Raw genomic sequence first — 16,689 nt, 5'->3', positions numbered from 1 at the left:
AGTCTCAGGCCCCCGCCACGGCGCGGTACCAAGCGATGCCATCGGCATCGATGCTGCGCTGCACCTGCCCCGCATGCATCAAATGATTCAGGCAGGCCAGGCTTTCGCCCGTGGCCATGCCCAGCAGGGCGGGGCTGGATTCGCTGATCGGGCGTGAGAAGAGGGCGCCGAAGACATCGACGGCGCGACGCGGCTCGGCCAGGGCTGCCAGCAGCCGGTCGCTGGCACGCTCCTGGCCTGCCACCAGCGAATCGATGCGCGCATGCAGGCCGCGAAAGCAATCGCCGTGCGCGGGCAGGACGAGCACATCGTCGGGCACTTCGCGCCTGACCTTTTCCAGAGACTCCATCCAGTCGGCCATGGGGTTGGCGTCGGGTTCCATGGGGTGGACCGAGACGTTGGACGAGATGCGCGGCAGCACCTGGTCGCCCGAGATCAGCAGCTTGAGATCGGGGCAGTACAGGCTGGCGTGCTCGGGCGAGTGGCCGCTGCCGACCACCACGCGCCACAGGTGTTTTCCTATGCGCAGTTCCTCTCCATCGTGCAGGCGGCGGTAGCTGTCGGGCAGGGCATGGATGTGCTTGCCGAAGTTGCCGAAGCGGGCGCGGTAGGACTCCAGTGCGCTGTCGCTCCAGCCTGCGCGGCGGTAGAAGGCGATGGCGTCGGGCGGGGCCTCGCGGCTGCAGTCCGAGACCACGACGCGACAGTTGAGGTACTCCAGGCGCGTCATGTACAGGGGCACATGGAACTTGCGCGTCAGCCATCCGGCCAGGCCCACATGGTCGGGGTGCATGTGGGTGACGAAGACGCGCGTCAGCGAGCGGCCATCGGTGGATTGGGAGAACAGCGCGCGCCAGGTGGCCACGCCTTCGTCGGTGCGCGCACCCGTATCGACGATGGCCCAGCCCTGGCCGTCATCGATGGCCCAGAGATTGATGTGGTCCAGCGCATAGGGCAGGGGCATGCGCAGCCAGAGCACGCCGGGCGCCACCTCCAGCGTCTGCCCGTGCTGCGGCGGCGCCTCGAACGGGTAGTCGAGCACCGGCCTGGGCGGCGCTTCCGGGGCCTGCGAGGCGATCGGGTCTTGGGCTGTCTGGTTCATGGGGTTCCTTGTTCCGTCGCTGGGCTGGCCGCAATGCTATCCGGCCCTCAGCGCCTTGCCTGCAACGATACGCCTGCCGGCCTGGGCTGACTGTCACTGGCTCGTCACGGGCTGTTCCTACAGTGCACAAATCAATCAACAGGGGGAGGGCGCGGCCTTGCCGCGGGGTCCCCTGCCTACAGAGGGATATCCGCATGAAACTGAAGATGTTGTGCAGCGCGCTGGCCGGTGCGTCGCTGCTGTTGAGCGCCTGTGGCGGCAGCGATGGATCGTCCGCTGCCACCCCGACCAAGAACGTGCTGTTCTTCCTGGGTGACGGCATGGGCATCACCACCATGACCGCCGCGCGCATCTACAGCGTGGGCGAAGACGGTGAGCTGACCATGGACAAGCTGCCCGAGACGGCCTTCGTCCACACCTTCTCGAACGACGCCCAGGTGACGGACAGCGCACCCTCGATGGCCGCCTACATGACCGGCGTGAAGATGAACAACGAAGTCATCTCCATGACGCCCGACACCAAGGCCACGGATGCCAGCGGCAAGGCCTATCACACCAACTACGACAGCACCTGCCCCAGCGGCAACGGCCAGGCCGTTCCCACGCTGCTCGAGCAGATGAAGTCCGCCGGCTACGGCACGGGCGTGGTCTCCACCGCGCGCATCACGCATGCCACGCCGGCAGCCACCTATTCGCACGTCTGCCACCGCGATGCGGAAAACACCATTGCCGCGGCCCTGGTGCCTGGCGGATCCGGCTACAACAGCAAGCTCGGCGACGGCGTGGACGTGATCCTGGGCGGTGGCTCGTACTACTTCACGCCTAAGGCCGACGGCGGCCGCCGCAACGACAGCCGCAACCTGATCGCCGAGTTCAAGACGCAAAAGTACAGCTACGCCGCCAACAAGAGCGAGTTCGACAAGCTGCCCGTGGACGGCAGCAAGATCGCCGGCCTGTTCACCAAGGACCACATGGCCTATGACCTGGACCGCGACGCGACCAAGGAACCGAGCCTGGCCGAGATGACGGGCAAGGCCATCGACGCACTGTCGGCCAAGAAGAAGGGCTTCTTCCTGATGGTGGAAGGCGGCCGCATCGACCATGCGCTGCACGCCACCAACGCGCGCCGCGCGCTGCAGGATACCGTGGCCTTCGACAACGCCATCCAGACCGCGCTGGACAAGATGGCCAAGCTCGATCCGGGCCTGAAGAACACGCTGATCGTCGTCACAGCCGACCATGACCACACGCTGCACCTGAACGGCTATGCCGCGCGCACCGGCAAGACCGAGGCCGGCAAGCCCGGCGTGCTGGGCCTGGTCAAGAACTACGTGGACGGCAAGGCCTCCACCGATGTGGATGGCAATCCCTACACCATCCTGGGCTTCGGCAACGGTCCCAAGCGCCTGGCCACGCGCGGCCCCATCGACGCGGCCTCGCTGGAGAGCCCCGACTACCTGCAGGAGGCCGTGGTGCCCCTGGCCTCCGAAACCCACGGCGGCGGCGACGTGTTCCTGGGGGCTCAAGGCATGGGCGCCGATACGTTCTCGGGCGTGATCGACAACACGGCCGTGTTCAACCTGATCAAGAAGAGCATCGGCTTGTGATGCCGCACGCTGCATTCAAGGCACTCAAGGAATTCCACATGCATCCGATCCTCCAAAAGACCTCCCTCGCCCTGGCGGCGGCCGGCGCGCTGGCGCTGCTGGCGCCTGCAGCCCATGCGGCTGGCGAGGCCAAGAACGTCATCTTCTTCCTTGGCGACGGCATGGGCCCGGTCACCGTGACCGCCGCGCGCATCTACAAGGGTGAAAAGCAGCTGGCCGAAAAGGCCGGCTCCCTGGCCAGCAGCGAACGCGCCACGCTGACCATGCAGTCCCTGCCCTACGCCAGCCGCATCAAGACCTTCTCGCGCGATGGCCAGACCACGGACAGCGCGCCCTCGATGGCCGCCTACATGACCGGCGTGAAGATGAACAACGAAGTCATCTCCATGTCGGCCGAGACCATGGCCTACGCGGCCAACGGCCAGCAGTACATCAACGGCGAGGACACCACCTGCCCGGCCGGCAACGGCCAACCCGCGCAGACCCTGCTGGAGCTGTCCAAGGCCAAGGGCCGCGCCGTGGGCGCCATCTCCACCACGCGCGTGGGCCATGCGACGCCTGCGGCCACCTATGCCCATATCTGCAACCGCAATGGCTACAACAGCATTGCCGAGCAGTCCGTGCCCGGCCATGCCAACTACAACGCCAGGCTGGGCGACGGCATCGACGTGCTCATGGGTGGCGGCCAGCGCAACTACCTGCCCAAGTCGGTCAACCCCAGCAGCAAGCGCACGGACACGGCCAACCTCGTGGACATGATGAAGGCCAAGGGCTACGCCTATGTTGCCAAGGGCAGCGAGCTGGCGGCCCTGGACGCGACCAAGGCGCCCAAGCTGCTGGGCCTGTTCACGCAAAGCGAAATGGCCTACGAGCTGGACCGCGTCAAGCAAAGGCTGGACGAGCCCAGCCTGTCCGACATGACCGGCAAGGCGCTGGACGTGCTCAGCCGCAATGACAAGGGCTTCTTCCTGATGGTGGAAGGCGGCCGCATCGACCACGCACTGCACGGCACCAATGCCAAGCGTGCGCTGGAAGACACGCTGGCCTTCGACCGCGCCATCGAGACCGCCATGGCCTACATGGAAAAGAAGGATCCGGGCCTGAAGAACACGCTGATCGTCGTCACCGCCGATCACGACCACAACATGGTGTTCAACGGCTACTCCAGGATCGGCAACCCCATCCTGGGCAAGGTGCAGGACTACCAGAGCGGCCAGATGGCCAAGGCCCAGGACGGCAAGCCCTACACCACGCTGGCCTTCGGCAATGGCGGACGTCCCAACGCCACGGCCTCCAGCCAGGTCAATGCCGAAGATGGCAACAAGCCCTGGATTGCGCCCACACGCGGCGCGGAGCGCCAGGACCTCAGCGGCGTGGACACCACGGACGACAACTACCTGCAGGAAGTGGGCCTGAACCTGGGCACGCCGGGCTCCGAGACCCATGGCGGCGGCGACGTGATGCTGTTCGCCGGCGGCGCGGGCGCCAAGATCTTCAAGGGCACGATGGACAACACCAAGGTGTTCTCCAAGGTCCGCGAAGCCGCTGGCCTGTAATTGTTTCTTCCTTCGTTGGCTGCTTGCCAACCCCTGGCCGGAGCCGTGGCGCATGCGTGTGCCCGGCCCCGGTTTTTTCGCATTGGCTGGATTCCATGACGCTCTCCCTTCCGGCGCCGCGCGCGGCGCGCCACATCTACGCGGCCGCGCTGCTGGCCTGCTCCGTCTCCGCAGCATGGGCCGCCGAGCCGCCCAAGCCGGCACCCGCACCCACGGCCGCAGTCCCTGCGGATTCCGTGGCGCGCACCACGGCCGCCGTGCAGGCCACGCCTGAAGCCGACCTGCGCATCACCTATGAAGCCATGAGCGTGGGCAGCGACGGCGTGCAGCGCAGCAGCGTCTATACCAACCGTGTCTACCGCCGCAAGGCCCAGCTGTGGATAGAGCGCGAAATGCCCGCCGCCCTGCGCCAGAGCCAGGACCACGGCCATGACCACGCCCACGGCCCGCACGCCGGCCACGCCCATGACGAAGCCCGCGCTGCGCCCATGTCCATCCGCCGCGCCGATGACGGCAAGGTCGGCGTGGAAGTCATCCTGGCCAAGCTGCGTCGCGTCATCAGCGTGGACCTGGCCCACCACGGCAACGTGGGCTACGGCGGCTCCTTCGACAACGTCTACTGGATCGTGCCTCCCACCGCGCTGCAGGGCATGGAGCGCGTGGGCAAGCCGCACAACGGCGTGCAGCGCTACCGCGGCAAGGCAGGCGAGCAGACCACTGTCATCGACTGGGACGTGGCCAACCAGTTCGCCCGCCGCGTGGAGCGCAGCGACTCCCACGGCACCGAGCGCATCGTCGTCACCGCCAGCAAGCTGCCCGCACCGCTGGCCCAGCCCTGGAAGGCCATCGAAGGCTACGACAAGGGTGACTACTCCGATCTGCTGGATTGAAATGATTACCCCCTGAGTCGCTTCGCGCCTTCCCCGTTGCACGGCGCCCCTGAAGGGGGACGACACCCTCGGTGCGGTGCGGTGCGGTGCGGCGCGGCCGGCTCAGGCCCTTCCTCGGTGTCCCTGAGTTGGGCCGCGCTCGTTCGTGCGATGTGGGCGGTGCTTCGCAATAGGTCGGTGCTCCAATGAAAAAGAGCTGCACGCAGCAGCTCTTTTATACGGAAACGAGGGTCAGACTTGCGCCCCGGAATCCTTGACGACCTTGCTCCACTTCGTCGATTCGGCCTTGATGTAGGCGAGGAATTCGGCCGGCGTATCGATCACGACATCACCTCCCTGGTCGTTGATCTTCTTGACCACGGCCGGGTCCTTGAGCACCTTGGCAATGGCCGTGTACAGGCGCTGCTGCACGGCGGCGGGCGTCTTGGCCTGGGTCCACAGGCCGAACCAGGAGGTGGCCTCGTAGCCTGGCACACCGGCTTCGGCCACGGTGGGCACATCGGGCAGTTCCGGCGAGCGCTTGGCCGTGGTCACGGCGATGGGACGCAGCTTGCCCGAGCGCACATGCTGGATGGCCGAGGGCATGTTGTCGAACATGATGGCGATCTGGTTGCCCAGCAGGTCGGTGATGGCCGGGGCGCTACCCTTGTAGGGCACGTGCACCATGTCCAGGCCCGTCATGGAGCGGAACAGCTCGCCCGACAGGTGGATGGAGCTGCCGCTGCCCGAGGAGCCGTAGTTCAGCTTGCCGGGGTTGGCACGCGCATAGGCGATCATTTCCTTGACGGTCTTGAACGGCTGGCTGGGGTGGGCTACCAGCAGGTTGGGCACGTTGGCCACGCGCGTCAGGGGCGAGAAGTCCTTGATGGGGTCGAAGCCGGGCTTGGCGTAGAGCGCGGCATTGATGGCATGCGTGCCCACGGTGCCCATGAACAGCGTGTAGCCGTCGGCCGGCGCACGTGCGGCGGCCACGGCGCCGATGTTGCCGCCCGCGCCGGGCTTGTTGTCCACGATCACGGTCTGGCCCAGCTCCTGCTGCAGCGCCTGGGCGACGATGCGCGCCAGGATGTCGGTGGTGCCGCCAGCGGCGAAGGGCACGAGGATGGTGATGGGCTTGCTGGGGAAGCCGTCCTGGGCCAGGGCGGCGGGGCCGGACAGGGCGCCGAGCGCGGTCAGGGATGCGGCGGCCAGCGCCTGCAGGCCACGGCGGCGGGTGAAACGGGTGGTTTGATCAAACATCGAGAGGTCTCCTGATTCGGCAATAAGGTGGATGGCCGGGCCCGGCAACGCCGGGCTGGGCCAGGGCAATGCCCTGTGTGGCGCCCGCCTGTGCAGGCGGGCGCTTCCAGTGGTTCTTCTTGAAGGGGGTTGTGCCTGGGAAGGCGTTCGGTCAGGCGTTCGGTTAAACGGTCGGTCAGACGGGCGCCACGCCCAGCGTGGTGCCGCCGCAGATGTAGAGCACCTGGCCGGTGACGAAGCCGTTGTCGGGCGACAGGAAGAACAGCGCGGCGCGCGCCACGTCTTCCGGTGTGCCCATGCGGCCCACGGCAATGCTGTTGAGGATGCGCTGGGTCTGCGGCGCGCCTTCGGGGTTGCTCTTGGTGAACAGCTCGGTGGCGATGGGGCCGGGGCCCAGGGCATTGACCGTGATGCGATCGCGGCCCAGTTCCATGGCCAGGGTGCGCGTCAGGCCGATCAGGCCCGCCTTGGTCGCCGAGTAGACGATGCGGTCGGGCTTGCCCAGCGCGGCGCGCGAGGACATGTTCACGATGCGGCCCTCGCCGCAGGCACGCAGCGTGGGCAGGAAGGCCTGGACCAGCAGCATGGGCGCGCGCAGGTGCAGTCCCACCACGTCGTCGAGATGCTGGGTGCTGGCGTTGTCGATGGTGCCGGGGCGCGTGGCGCCCGCGTTGTTGACCAGGGCCACCACGTTGTGCGCGGCGGCAATGCGGGCCGCCGCCTCGGCGGTGGCCTGCTCGCTGGTCAGGTCGGCCTGGTAGCTCACCAGCAGCGGATGGCTCCAATCGGGCAGCACGTAGTCGAGGTTGACCACGGCGCGGCCCTGGGCCAGCAGGGCCTCGGCGATGGCGCGGCCGATGCCGTTGCTGGCGCCGCTGACCACGGTGACGGGTGTCTTGTTATCCACGGTGCTCATCGCAGTCTCAGACCTTTTCCAGGATCACGGCAATGCCCTGGCCCACGCCGATGCACATGGTGCACAGCGCGTAGCGGCCGCCCAGCGTGTGCAGCTGGTTCACGGCGGTGGTGGCCAGGCGGGCACCGGAGGCACCCAGCGGATGGCCCAGCGCAATGGCGCCGCCCCATTGGTTGACGCGGCGGTCGTCGTCGGCAATGCCCAGATCGCGCAGCACGGCCAGGCCCTGCGCGGCGAAGGCTTCGTTCAGCTCGATCACGTCCATCTGCTCCAGCGTCAGGCCGGTCAGGGCCAGCACCTTGCGCACGGCGGGCGCGGGGCCGAAGCCCATGATGCGCGGCGCCACGCCGGCCACGGCCATGCCGACCACGCGGGCGCGGGGCACCAGGTTGTATTGCTGGGCGGCTTCCTCGTTGGCCAGCAGCAGGGCGCAGGCGCCATCGTTCACGCCGCTGGCATTGCCGGCCGTCACTGTGCCATCCGGGCGCACCACGCCCTTGAGCTTGGCCAGCGCCTCGATGGTGGTGGCGCGCGGATGTTCGTCCTGGCTCATCACGATGGCGTCGCCCTTTTTCTGGGCAATGGACACGGACACGATTTCCTTGGCCAGGTAGCCGGCTGCAATGGCGGCGGCCGCCTTTTGCTGGCTGGCCAGGGCCATGCGGTCCTGGGCTTCGCGCTCGATCTTGAAGTCGTCGGCCACGTTCTCGGCCGTCTCGGGCATGGAGTCCACGCCGTACTGCTGCTTCATCAGCTTGTTGACGAAGCGCCAGCCGATGGTGGTGTCGTACACGGCGTTGCTGCGGCTGAAGGCGCTTTCTGCCTTGGGCATGACGAAGGGCGCACGGCTCATGCTTTCCACGCCGCCTGCGATCATCAGGCGGGCCTCGCCCGCCTTGATGGCGCGCGCGGCCGTGCCCACGGCGTCCAGGCCCGAACCGCACAGGCGGTTGATGGTGGCGCCTGGCACATCGATGGGCAGGCCGGCCAGCAGGGCGGACATGCGTGCCACGTTGCGGTTGTCTTCGCCGGCCTGGTTGGCGCAGCCGTAGAGCACGTCGGCCACGGCCGTCCAGTCCACGCCGGGGTTGCGCTCCATCAGCGCCTTGATCGGCACGGCGCCGAGGTCATCGGCACGCACCGGGGACAGGGCGCCGCCGTAGCGGCCGAAGGGGGTGCGGATGGCGTCGCAGATGAAGGCCTGGTTGGACTGGCTCATGGTGTCTCCTGGAAAAAGAATGAAGAGGTGCCGGGGTGCGCCGCAGCGCACCCACTGGGTGGGGAGCTGAGGGATCAGGCCGTGGCCGTCGCGTCCTTGATGGGCAGGCCCACGATGGACTGCAGCTCGGCGTGCGAGAGGCCGGGCACGGTGTCGATCAGGCGCAGGCCCTCGGGCGTGCATTCCAGCGTGCACAGGTCGGTGTAGATGCGCTTGACGCAGGACAGGCCCGTGAGCGGATAGCTGCAGGCCTCGACGACCTTGCATTCGCCGGTCTTGGTCAGCAGGTCCATCATCACCCAGGTCTGGCGTGCACCCACGGCCAGGTCCATGGCGCCGCCCACGGCGGGAATGGCACCGGCCTCGCCCGTGCTCCAGTTGGCCAGGTCGCCCGTGGCCGAGACCTGGAAGGCGCCCAGCACGCAGATGTCCAGGTGGCCGCCGCGCATCATGGCGAAGCTGTCGGCATGGTGGAAGTAGCAGCCGCCCGGCAGCAGGGTGACGGGCTGCTTGCCGGCATTGGTCAGGTCATAGTCCTCCTGGCCTTCGGCGGGCGCCGGGCCCATGCCCAGGATGCCGTTCTCGCTTTGCAGGATGACCTCGCGGCCGGCCGGGATGTGGTTGGCCACCTGGGTGGGCATGCCGATGCCCAGGTTGACATAGGCGCCGTCGAAGATGTCTTCGGCCACGCGCCGGGCCAGCTCTTGCTTGCTGCGTTTCTGGTAGCTGCTCATGCTCTTGCTTTCGGCGGTTGGGGCGCTCATGCGGTTTTCTTGAAGCCGCCGGCCTGGGTGGCCACGCGGTCGATCTTCACGATCTGGCTCACGTAGATGCCGGGCGTGACCACGGCCTCGGGGTCCAGCGCGCCCAGCTCCACGATCTCGTGCACGGTGGCGATCGTGTGCTTGGCCGCCGTGGCCATCACGGGCCCGAAGTTGCGGGCCGACATGCGGTAGGTGAGATTGCCCCAGCGGTCGCCCTTCTCGGCCTTGACCAGTGCCACGTCGCCGTGGATGGGATGCTCCAGCACATAGTGCTTGCCGTTGATCTCGCGCGTTTCCTTGCCGTTGGCCAGCTCCGTGCCATAGGCCGTGGGGCAGAAGAAGCCGCCGATGCCGGCGCCGGCGGCGCGCAGGCGCTCGGCCAGGTTGCCCTGGGGCACGAGTTCCAGCTCGATCTTGCCGCTGCGGTACAGGTCGTCGAACACCCAGCTGTCCACCTGGCGGGGGAAGCTGCAGATGATCTTGCGCACCTGGCCGCTCTTGAGCAGCGCGGCCAGGCCCTGGTCGCCGTTGCCCGCGTTGTTGTTGACCACGGTCAGCTCGCGTGCGCCCTGGGCGATCAGGCCGTCGATGAGTTCGGTGGGATTGCCCGAGGTGCCGAAGCCCCCGATCAGCACGGTGGAGCCGTCCTGGACGCCCGACAACGCCTCGGCGATGGTGTCGGTGATTTTGTTGATCACTTGCTTGTCTCCGGTATGCAGGCCGCTGGCGCTGCGCTAAAATGTTCGTATGTAGAACAAAAGTTCGCAGAAAGAATTATAGAGCCATGGAAAAAAAAGCCGCTTCCGTAATTTCCACAGGTGGGGTTGAAGAAGAGGGCGGCACGCCGCGCCCCGGCGACAGCTATGTGCAGTCCTTTGCGCGCGGCCTGGGCGTGATCCGCTCGTTCAGCGCCGAGGCGCCTGCGCAGACGCTCAGCGAGGTGGCGGCGCGCACGGGGCTCACGCGCGCCGGGGCCCGGCGCATCCTGCTGACGCTGCAGACGCTGGGCTATGTGAAGAGCGACGGCAAGCTGTTCCAGCTCACGCCGCGCATCATGGAACTGGGCTTTGCCTACCTCAGCTCCACCCCGGTCTGGAACCTGGCCGAGCCCGTGATGGAAAACCTGGTCGACGAGGTCAAGGAGTCCTGCTCGGCTGCCGTGCTCGATGGGGGCGACATCGTCTATGTGCTGCGCGTGCACACCCACAAGATCATGAGCACCAACCTCAGCGTGGGCTCGCGCCTGCCGGCCTGCTGGACCTCGATGGGGCGCGTGCTGCTGGCCGGCGAGAGCGATGAATCCCTGCAGGCCCTGCTGGATGCACGCGAGCGCCGCCAGTTCACGGCGCTGACCGAGCAGAACGACGAGCGCCTGCGCCAGCGCATTCTGGAGGTGCGCGCCCAGGGCTGGGCCCTGGTGGACCAGGAACTGGCCGAAGGCCTGATCTCCATCGCGGCGCCCGTGAAGAACGCGGCAGGGCGCACCGTGGCCGCGCTCAACATCAGCGGCCAGGCCAACCGCAACAGCGCCGAGATGATGCGCGTGCAACTGCTGCCCCGGCTGCTGGCCGCCACACAGCTGGTGAGCCAGCTGCTGAGGGCCTCGTCGCGTCTTTCCCTGTAAAACGGAGTGTGGCGCAGTGCGGCAGCGCGGGGCGGGGCGGGGCGCTCCATAATTGCCGCTCCACGCCCTGCACCCGCTTGCCTGCACCCAGCACCATGGCCCGCCTGCCCAGACTCACCATTGCGGATCTGCCGCACCACATCATCCAGCTCGGCAACAACGGCGCGGACATCTTCATCGATGCCCAGGACCGGGAGACCATGCTGGGGCTGCTGCGCGAGATGGCACGCAGCTGCGAGCTGGCCGTGCATGCCTACGTGCTCCTGCCCAGCCAGTTCCACCTGCTGGCCACGCCGCGCACCGACGATGGCCTGCCCAGGTTCATGCAGGCCGTGGGCCGGCGCTATGTCCGCTACTTCAACGACCGCCACGGCCGCAGCGGCACGCTGTGGGAAGGCCGCTATCGCGGCACGGTGCTGCAGCCCAGCTGGCTGCTGCCCACCATGGTCTTCATGGACGACAGCCCCGTGCGCGCCGGCCTGGTCCAGCGGCCGGCCGACTGGCCCTGGTCCAGCTACGCGCACAACGCCGGCTTGCGCAGCGACGCGCTGATCCAGCCGCATGCCGTGTTCTGGGAACTGGGCAACACCCCGTTTGCGCGCGACGCGGCGTATGTGTCGGCCGTGGAAGAGGGCGTCAGCAGCGATGACGGCGAACGCATCAGCCAGTCGGCGCTGCGGGGCTGGGCGCTGGGCGATGAGCAATTCATTGCCGATTTACAACAGCGCACCGAGCGCCGCGTGACCCGCCAGCGCGCCGGCCGTCCGCCAGGACGGACCAATGAGCGCACCACAACAGTGCGTTAGTACCCACTGATGGCCTGCAAGTGCTTGATTCCTCATCGCAGGCCTCTGTGAAATAAATATGTCCCTTATTAATTTCCGATTTTTTTGTTCTGGAATTAATTGGGATCTGACCCTTATATAAATTTATTGCATGAGGTGATGCCTTGCCTTAATCTTGCGTTCCCTGCGAAAAATTTGAGGATTCCGCCATGACGACGGCTGCCGAGATCAAGCATCTCCAAGACCACGGTCTGTACTCCAAGAGCAACGAGCACGACGCCTGCGGCCTCGGCTTTGTTGCACATATCAAGGGCGTCAAGCGCCATGACATCGTCACCGGCGCGCTCAAGATCCTCGAAAACATCGACCATCGCGGTGCCGTGGGTGCCGACAAGCTCATGGGCGATGGCGCGGGCATTCTGATCCAGATTCCCGACCAGCTCTACCGCGAAGAGATGGCAAAGCAGGGCGTGGCCCTGCCGCCCGCGGGCGAGTACGGCGTGGGCATGATCTTCCTGCCCAAGGAACACGCCTCGCGCCTGGCCTGCGAGCAGGAGATGGAACGCGCCATCAAGGCCGAAGGCCAGGTCCTGCTGGGCTGGCGCGATGTGCCCGTGAACCGCGACATGCCCATGTCGCCCACGGTCCAGGAAAAGGAACCCATCCTGCGCCAGGTCTTCATCGGCCGCGGCGCGGACGTGATCGTGCAGGACGCGCTGGAGCGCAAGCTGTACGTGATCCGCAAGACGGCCAGCGCCGCCATCCAGAACCTCAAGCTCAAGCACAGCAAGGAATACTACGTTCCCAGCATGAGCAGCCGCACCGTGGTCTACAAGGGCCTGCTGCTGGCCGACCAGGTGGGCGTGTACTACAACGACCTGTCCGACGAGCGCTGCGTCTCGGCCATCGGCCTGGTGCACCAGCGCTTTTCGACCAACACCTTCCCCGAGTGGCCGCTGGCCCACCCCTACCGCTACGTGGCCCACAACGGTGAAATCAACACCGTGCGCGGCAACTACAACTGGATGCTGGCGCGCGAGGGCGTGATGGCCTCGCCCGTGCTGGCCGAGGACCTCAAGAAGCTCTATCCCATCAGCTTCGCCGGCCAGTCCGACACGGCAACGTTCGACAACTGCCTGGAACTGCTGACCATGGCCGGCTACCCCATCAGCCAGGCCGTGATGATGATGATTCCCGAGCCCTGGGAACAGCACGAGTCCATGGACGAGCGCCGCCGCGCCTTCTATGAATACCACGCCGCCATGATGGAGCCCTGGGACGGCCCGGCCTCCATCGTGTTCACCGACGGCCGCCAGATCGGCGCCACGCTGGACCGCAACGGCCTGCGCCCCTCGCGCTACGTGATCACCGATGACGACCTGGTCATCCTGGCGTCCGAAGCCGGCGTGCTGCCCGTGCCCGACAGCGCCATCGTGCGCAAGTGGCGCCTGCAGCCCGGCAAGATGCTGCTGATCGACCTGGAGCAGGGCCGCCTGATCGAGGACGACGAGCTCAAGGCCAACATCGTCAACACCAAGCCCTACAAGCAGTGGATCGAGAACCTGCGCATCAAGCTGGGCAGCGTGGGCGGTGACACCCATGCCGGCCCCGAGGCCGCCAGCCTGCCGCTGCTCGAGCGCCAGCAGGCCTTCGGCTTCACGCAGGAAGACATCAAGTTCCTGCTGGCCCCCATGGCCAAGAACGGCGAGGAAGGCATCGGCTCCATGGGCAACGACAGCCCGCTGGCCGTGCTGTCGGACAAGAACAAGCCGCTGTACAACTACTTCCGCCAGATGTTCGCGCAGGTGACCAACCCGCCGATCGACCCCATCCGCGAAGCCATCGTGATGTCGCTGGTGTCCTTCATCGGACCCAAGCCCAACCTGCTGGACATCAACCAGGTCAACCCGCCCATGCGCCTGGAAGTGCACCAGCCCGTGCTGGACTTCGCCGACATGGCCAAGCTGCGCGACATCGAACGCCACACGCAGGGCAAGTTCAAGAGCGCAACGATCGACATCACCTACCCGCTGTCCTGGGGCAAGCAGGGCGTGGAAGCCAAGCTGGCATCGCTGTGCGCGCAGGCCGTGGACGCCATCAAGGGCGGCGCCAACATCCTGATCATCAGCGACCGCCATGTGAGCGCCACCCAGGTGGCCATCCCCGCGCTGCTGGCGCTGTCGGCCATCCACCAGCACCTGGTGCGCGAGGGCCTGCGCACCACGGCCGGCCTGGTCGTGGAGACGGGCACGGCGCGCGAAGTGCACCACTTCGCCGTGCTGGCAGGCTACGGCGCCGAGGCCGTGCACCCCTACCTGGCCATGGAAACCCTGGCCGACATGCACAAGGAGCTGGGCGGTGACCTGTCGGCCGACAAGGCCATCTACAACTACGTCAAGGCCATCGGCAAGGGCCTGTCCAAGATCATGTCCAAGATGGGCGTGTCCACCTACATGTCCTATTGCGGCGCCCAGCTGTTCGAGGTGATCGGCCTGAACAGCGACACCGTGGACAAGTACTTCACCGGCACGGCCAGCCGCGTCGAGGGCATCGGCGTCTTCGAGATCGCCGAGGAAACCATCCGCAACCACCGCGCGGCCTTCGGTGACGATCCCGTGCTGGAGACCATGCTGGACGCCGGTGGCGAATACGCCTGGCGCGCCCGTGGCGAAGAGCACATGTGGTCGCCCGACGCCATCGCCAAGCTGCAGCATTCCACGCGCTCCAACAACTGGAGCACGTACAAGGAATACGCCCAGCTGATCAACGACCAGAGCAAGCGCCACATGACGCTGCGCGGCCTGTTCGAGTTCAAGTTCGACCCGGCCAAGGCCATCCCGCTGGACCAGGTCGAGTCGGCCAAGGAGATCGTCAAGCGCTTTGCCACGGGCGCCATGTCGCTGGGCTCCATCAGCACCGAGGCCCATGCCACGCTGGCAGTGGCCATGAACCGCATCGGCGGCAAGAGCAACACCGGCGAAGGCGGGGAAGATCCCCAGCGCTACCGCAACGAGCTCAAGGGCATCCCGATCAGGAAGGGCGAGACCCTGGGCTCCATCATCGGCGCCGACAAGGTCGAGGCCGACATCGAGCTGCAGGACGGCGACTCGCTGCGCTCCAGGATCAAGCAGGTGGCATCGGGCCGCTTCGGCGTCACGGCCGAGTACCTGTCGTCCTCGGACCAGGTGCAGATCAAGATGGCCCAGGGCGCCAAGCCCGGCGAGGGCGGCCAGCTGCCCGGCGGCAAGGTGTCCGACTACATCGGCAAACTGCGCCACTCCGTGCCCGGCGTCGGTCTGATCTCGCCCCCGCCCCACCACGACATCTACTCCATCGAGGATCTGGCCCAGCTGATCCACGACCTGAAGAACGTGGCGCCGCACGCCGACATCTCGGTCAAGCTCGTGTCCGAAGTGGGCGTGGGCACCATCGCGGCCGGCGTGGCCAAGTGCAAGAGCGACCACGTGGTCATCGCAGGCCATGACGGCGGCACGGGCGCATCGCCCTGGTCGTCCATCAAGCATGCGGGCTCGCCCTGGGAAATCGGCCTGGCCGAGACCCAGCAGACCCTGGTGCTCAACCGCCTGCGCGGCCGCATCCGCGTGCAGGCCGACGGCCAGATGAAGACCGGCCGCGACGTCGTCATCGGCGCGCTGCTGGGCGCCGACGAGTTCGGCTTCGCCACGGCGCCCCTGGTCGTCGAGGGCTGCATCATGATGCGCAAGTGCCACCTGAACACCTGCCCCGTGGGCGTGGCCACGCAGGACCCGGTGCTGCGCGCCAAGTTCTCGGGCAAGCCCGAGCATGTGGTGAACTACTTCTTCTTCATCGCCGAGGAAGTGCGCCAGATCATGGCCCAGCTCGGCGTGGCGAAGTTCGACGACCTGATCGGCCGCTCCGACCTGCTGGACACCCGCAAGGGCCTGCAGCACTGGAAGGCCCAGGGCCTGGACTTCTCGCGCCTGTTCGCCCAGCCCGAAGTGCCCGCAGACGTGGCGCGCTTCCATGTCGAAAAGCAGGACCACCTGCTGGACAAGGCGCTGGACGTGAAGCTCATCGAGCGCTGCAAGCCCGCCATCGAGAACGGCGAGCGTGTGCGCATCATGGAAGTGGCGCGCAACGTCAACCGCTCCGTGGGCGCCATGCTCTCCGGTGCCGTGACGCGCGTGCATCCCGAAGGACTGCCCGATGACACCATCCGCATCCACTTCGAGGGAACCGGCGGCCAGTCCTTCGGCGCCTTCCTGTGCAACGGCATCACGCTGAACCTGCGCGGCGACGCCAACGACTACACGGGCAAGGGCCTGTCCGGCGGCCGCGTGGTGGTGCACGCCAGCCATGAGTTCCGTGGCGATACCACCAGCAACACCATCGTGGGCAACACCGTGATGTTCGGCGCCACCAGCGGCGAGGCCTTCTTCGGCGGCGTGGCCGGCGAGCGTTTCGCGGTCCGCCTGTCTGGCGCCACCGCCGTGGTCGAAGGCGTGGGCGACCACGGCTGCGAATACATGACCGGCGGCACCGTGGTGGTGCTGGGCAAGACCGGCCGCAACTTCGCGGCCGGCATGAGCGGCGGCGTGGCCTATGTGTATGACGAGGATGGCCGCTTCGCCGAGCGCTGCAACAAGGCGTCCGTCTCGCTGGACCAGGTGCTGCCCCACGACGAGCACCTGGCCCAGGTCTCGCCCGCCGTCTGGCACCGCCGCGAAACCGACGAGCGCCAGCTGCGCGCGCTGATCGAGGCGCACAGCCGCTGGACGGGCTCCAAGCGCGCCCGCGATCTGCTGGACAACTGGGCGGCAGCCCGCTCCAAGTTCGTCAAGGTCTTCCCCAGCGAGTACAAGCGTGCCCTGTCCGAGATGTACGAGCGCCAGGTGATGGAAGAGCCCGCCACGCCCGAGGTCGAGGAACACGCCAAGGAGGCGGTGGCCGCCAAATAACAAGGAAGCGAAGGATGCGGGCAGCAGCCCGCATCCATCCCTGCACC

Annotated in this window: 12 protein-coding genes; 6 read left to right on the top strand and 6 right to left on the bottom strand. The window is 66.9% G+C overall.

Going from position 1 to position 16,689, the window contains the following annotated elements; translation table 11 throughout:
• Positions 1 to 4 precede the first annotated feature (4 nt).
• Positions 5 to 1,102 carry an MBL fold metallo-hydrolase gene (locus GRX31_RS03160; protein ID WP_160851410.1) on the bottom strand — a complete coding sequence of 366 codons (1,098 nt, stop codon included), beginning with the start codon at positions 1,100 to 1,102 and terminating at the stop codon, positions 5 to 7.
• Between the two features lie 194 nt (positions 1,103 to 1,296).
• On the opposite strand from GRX31_RS03160, the gene GRX31_RS03155 reads away from it, so the two are divergent.
• From GRX31_RS03155 to GRX31_RS03145, 3 genes are all read left to right on the top strand, one after another.
• A complete protein-coding gene (locus GRX31_RS03155; RefSeq protein WP_016445549.1) occupies positions 1,297 to 2,709 on the top strand; it encodes an alkaline phosphatase in 1,413 nt (470 codons plus the stop codon).
• A 38-nt stretch (positions 2,710 to 2,747) separates the two neighbouring features.
• Positions 2,748 to 4,265, top strand: a complete 1,518-nt coding sequence (locus GRX31_RS03150; protein WP_047326519.1) for an alkaline phosphatase — start codon at positions 2,748 to 2,750, stop codon at positions 4,263 to 4,265.
• Between the two features lie 95 nt (positions 4,266 to 4,360).
• Entirely contained in the window at positions 4,361 to 5,155 is a 795-nt protein-coding gene (locus GRX31_RS03145; protein ID WP_160851407.1) for a hypothetical protein, read from the top strand.
• Between the two features lie 231 nt (positions 5,156 to 5,386).
• On the opposite strand, the gene GRX31_RS03140 is transcribed toward GRX31_RS03145, so the two are convergent.
• The 5 genes from GRX31_RS03140 to GRX31_RS03120 all read right to left on the bottom strand — a co-directional run bounded on the left by GRX31_RS03140 (position 5,387) and on the right by GRX31_RS03120 (position 9,991).
• Positions 5,387 to 6,394, bottom strand: coding sequence for a Bug family tripartite tricarboxylate transporter substrate binding protein (locus tag GRX31_RS03140; RefSeq protein WP_016445552.1), 1,008 nt, complete (start codon positions 6,392 to 6,394; stop codon positions 5,387 to 5,389).
• Positions 6,395 to 6,569: 175 nt separating this feature from the next.
• On the bottom strand, positions 6,570 to 7,310 hold the full coding sequence (locus GRX31_RS03135) for an SDR family NAD(P)-dependent oxidoreductase (protein WP_016450985.1): 741 nt from the start codon (positions 7,308 to 7,310) through the stop codon (positions 6,570 to 6,572).
• Positions 7,311 to 7,317: 7 nt separating this feature from the next.
• On the bottom strand, positions 7,318 to 8,529 hold the full coding sequence (gene pcaF, locus GRX31_RS03130; RefSeq protein WP_160851405.1) for a 3-oxoadipyl-CoA thiolase: 1,212 nt from the start codon (positions 8,527 to 8,529) through the stop codon (positions 7,318 to 7,320).
• Positions 8,530 to 8,603: 74 nt separating this feature from the next.
• Positions 8,604 to 9,263 carry a 3-oxoacid CoA-transferase subunit B gene (locus GRX31_RS03125; RefSeq protein WP_026062883.1) on the bottom strand — a complete coding sequence of 220 codons (660 nt, stop codon included), beginning with the start codon at positions 9,261 to 9,263 and terminating at the stop codon, positions 8,604 to 8,606.
• Between the two features lie 26 nt (positions 9,264 to 9,289).
• On the bottom strand, positions 9,290 to 9,991 hold the full coding sequence (locus tag GRX31_RS03120) for a 3-oxoacid CoA-transferase subunit A (RefSeq protein ID WP_012207359.1): 702 nt from the start codon (positions 9,989 to 9,991) through the stop codon (positions 9,290 to 9,292).
• 86 nt (positions 9,992 to 10,077) lie between these two features.
• Here GRX31_RS03120 and GRX31_RS03115 point away from each other — a divergent pair, with 86 nt between their 5' ends.
• The 3 genes from GRX31_RS03115 to GRX31_RS03105 all read left to right on the top strand — a co-directional run bounded on the left by GRX31_RS03115 (position 10,078) and on the right by GRX31_RS03105 (position 16,642).
• Positions 10,078 to 10,917: an IclR family transcriptional regulator domain-containing protein gene (locus tag GRX31_RS03115; RefSeq protein ID WP_016445554.1), complete on the top strand. Its 840-nt coding sequence runs from the start codon at positions 10,078 to 10,080 to the stop codon at positions 10,915 to 10,917.
• 95 nt (positions 10,918 to 11,012) lie between these two features.
• A complete protein-coding gene (locus GRX31_RS03110; protein ID WP_016445555.1) occupies positions 11,013 to 11,723 on the top strand; it encodes a transposase in 711 nt (236 codons plus the stop codon).
• Between the two features lie 188 nt (positions 11,724 to 11,911).
• Positions 11,912 to 16,642 carry a glutamate synthase-related protein gene (locus GRX31_RS03105; RefSeq protein ID WP_016445556.1) on the top strand — a complete coding sequence of 1,577 codons (4,731 nt, stop codon included), beginning with the start codon at positions 11,912 to 11,914 and terminating at the stop codon, positions 16,640 to 16,642.
• The last annotated feature ends 47 nt before the right edge of the window (positions 16,643 to 16,689 follow it).

The organism is Delftia sp. CH05, assembly GCF_009827015.1.
Classification (GTDB): domain Bacteria; phylum Pseudomonadota; class Gammaproteobacteria; order Burkholderiales; family Burkholderiaceae_C; genus Comamonas; species Comamonas tsuruhatensis.
This window is presented reverse-complemented; position numbering and strand designations above follow the sequence as displayed.

Bases quoted from the DNA above. Each gene is read 5' to 3' on its own strand.
- GRX31_RS03160 (WP_160851410.1), bottom strand. From the start codon at position 1,102: ATGAACCAGACAGCCCAAGACCCGATCGCCTCGCAGGCCCCGGAAGCG.
- GRX31_RS03105 (WP_016445556.1), top strand. From the start codon at position 11,912: ATGACGACGGCTGCCGAGATCAAGCATCTCCAAGACCACGGTCTGTAC.
- GRX31_RS03140 (WP_016445552.1), bottom strand. From the start codon at position 6,394: ATGTTTGATCAAACCACCCGTTTCACCCGCCGCCGTGGCCTGCAGGCG.
- pcaF (WP_160851405.1), bottom strand. From the start codon at position 8,529: ATGAGCCAGTCCAACCAGGCCTTCATCTGCGACGCCATCCGCACCCCC.
- GRX31_RS03115 (WP_016445554.1), top strand. From the start codon at position 10,078: ATGGAAAAAAAAGCCGCTTCCGTAATTTCCACAGGTGGGGTTGAAGAA.
- GRX31_RS03125 (WP_026062883.1), bottom strand. From the start codon at position 9,263: ATGAGCAGCTACCAGAAACGCAGCAAGCAAGAGCTGGCCCGGCGCGTG.
- GRX31_RS03110 (WP_016445555.1), top strand. From the start codon at position 11,013: ATGGCCCGCCTGCCCAGACTCACCATTGCGGATCTGCCGCACCACATC.
- GRX31_RS03150 (WP_047326519.1), top strand. From the start codon at position 2,748: ATGCATCCGATCCTCCAAAAGACCTCCCTCGCCCTGGCGGCGGCCGGC.
- GRX31_RS03145 (WP_160851407.1), top strand. From the start codon at position 4,361: ATGACGCTCTCCCTTCCGGCGCCGCGCGCGGCGCGCCACATCTACGCG.
- GRX31_RS03155 (WP_016445549.1), top strand. From the start codon at position 1,297: ATGAAACTGAAGATGTTGTGCAGCGCGCTGGCCGGTGCGTCGCTGCTG.
- GRX31_RS03135 (WP_016450985.1), bottom strand. From the start codon at position 7,310: ATGAGCACCGTGGATAACAAGACACCCGTCACCGTGGTCAGCGGCGCC.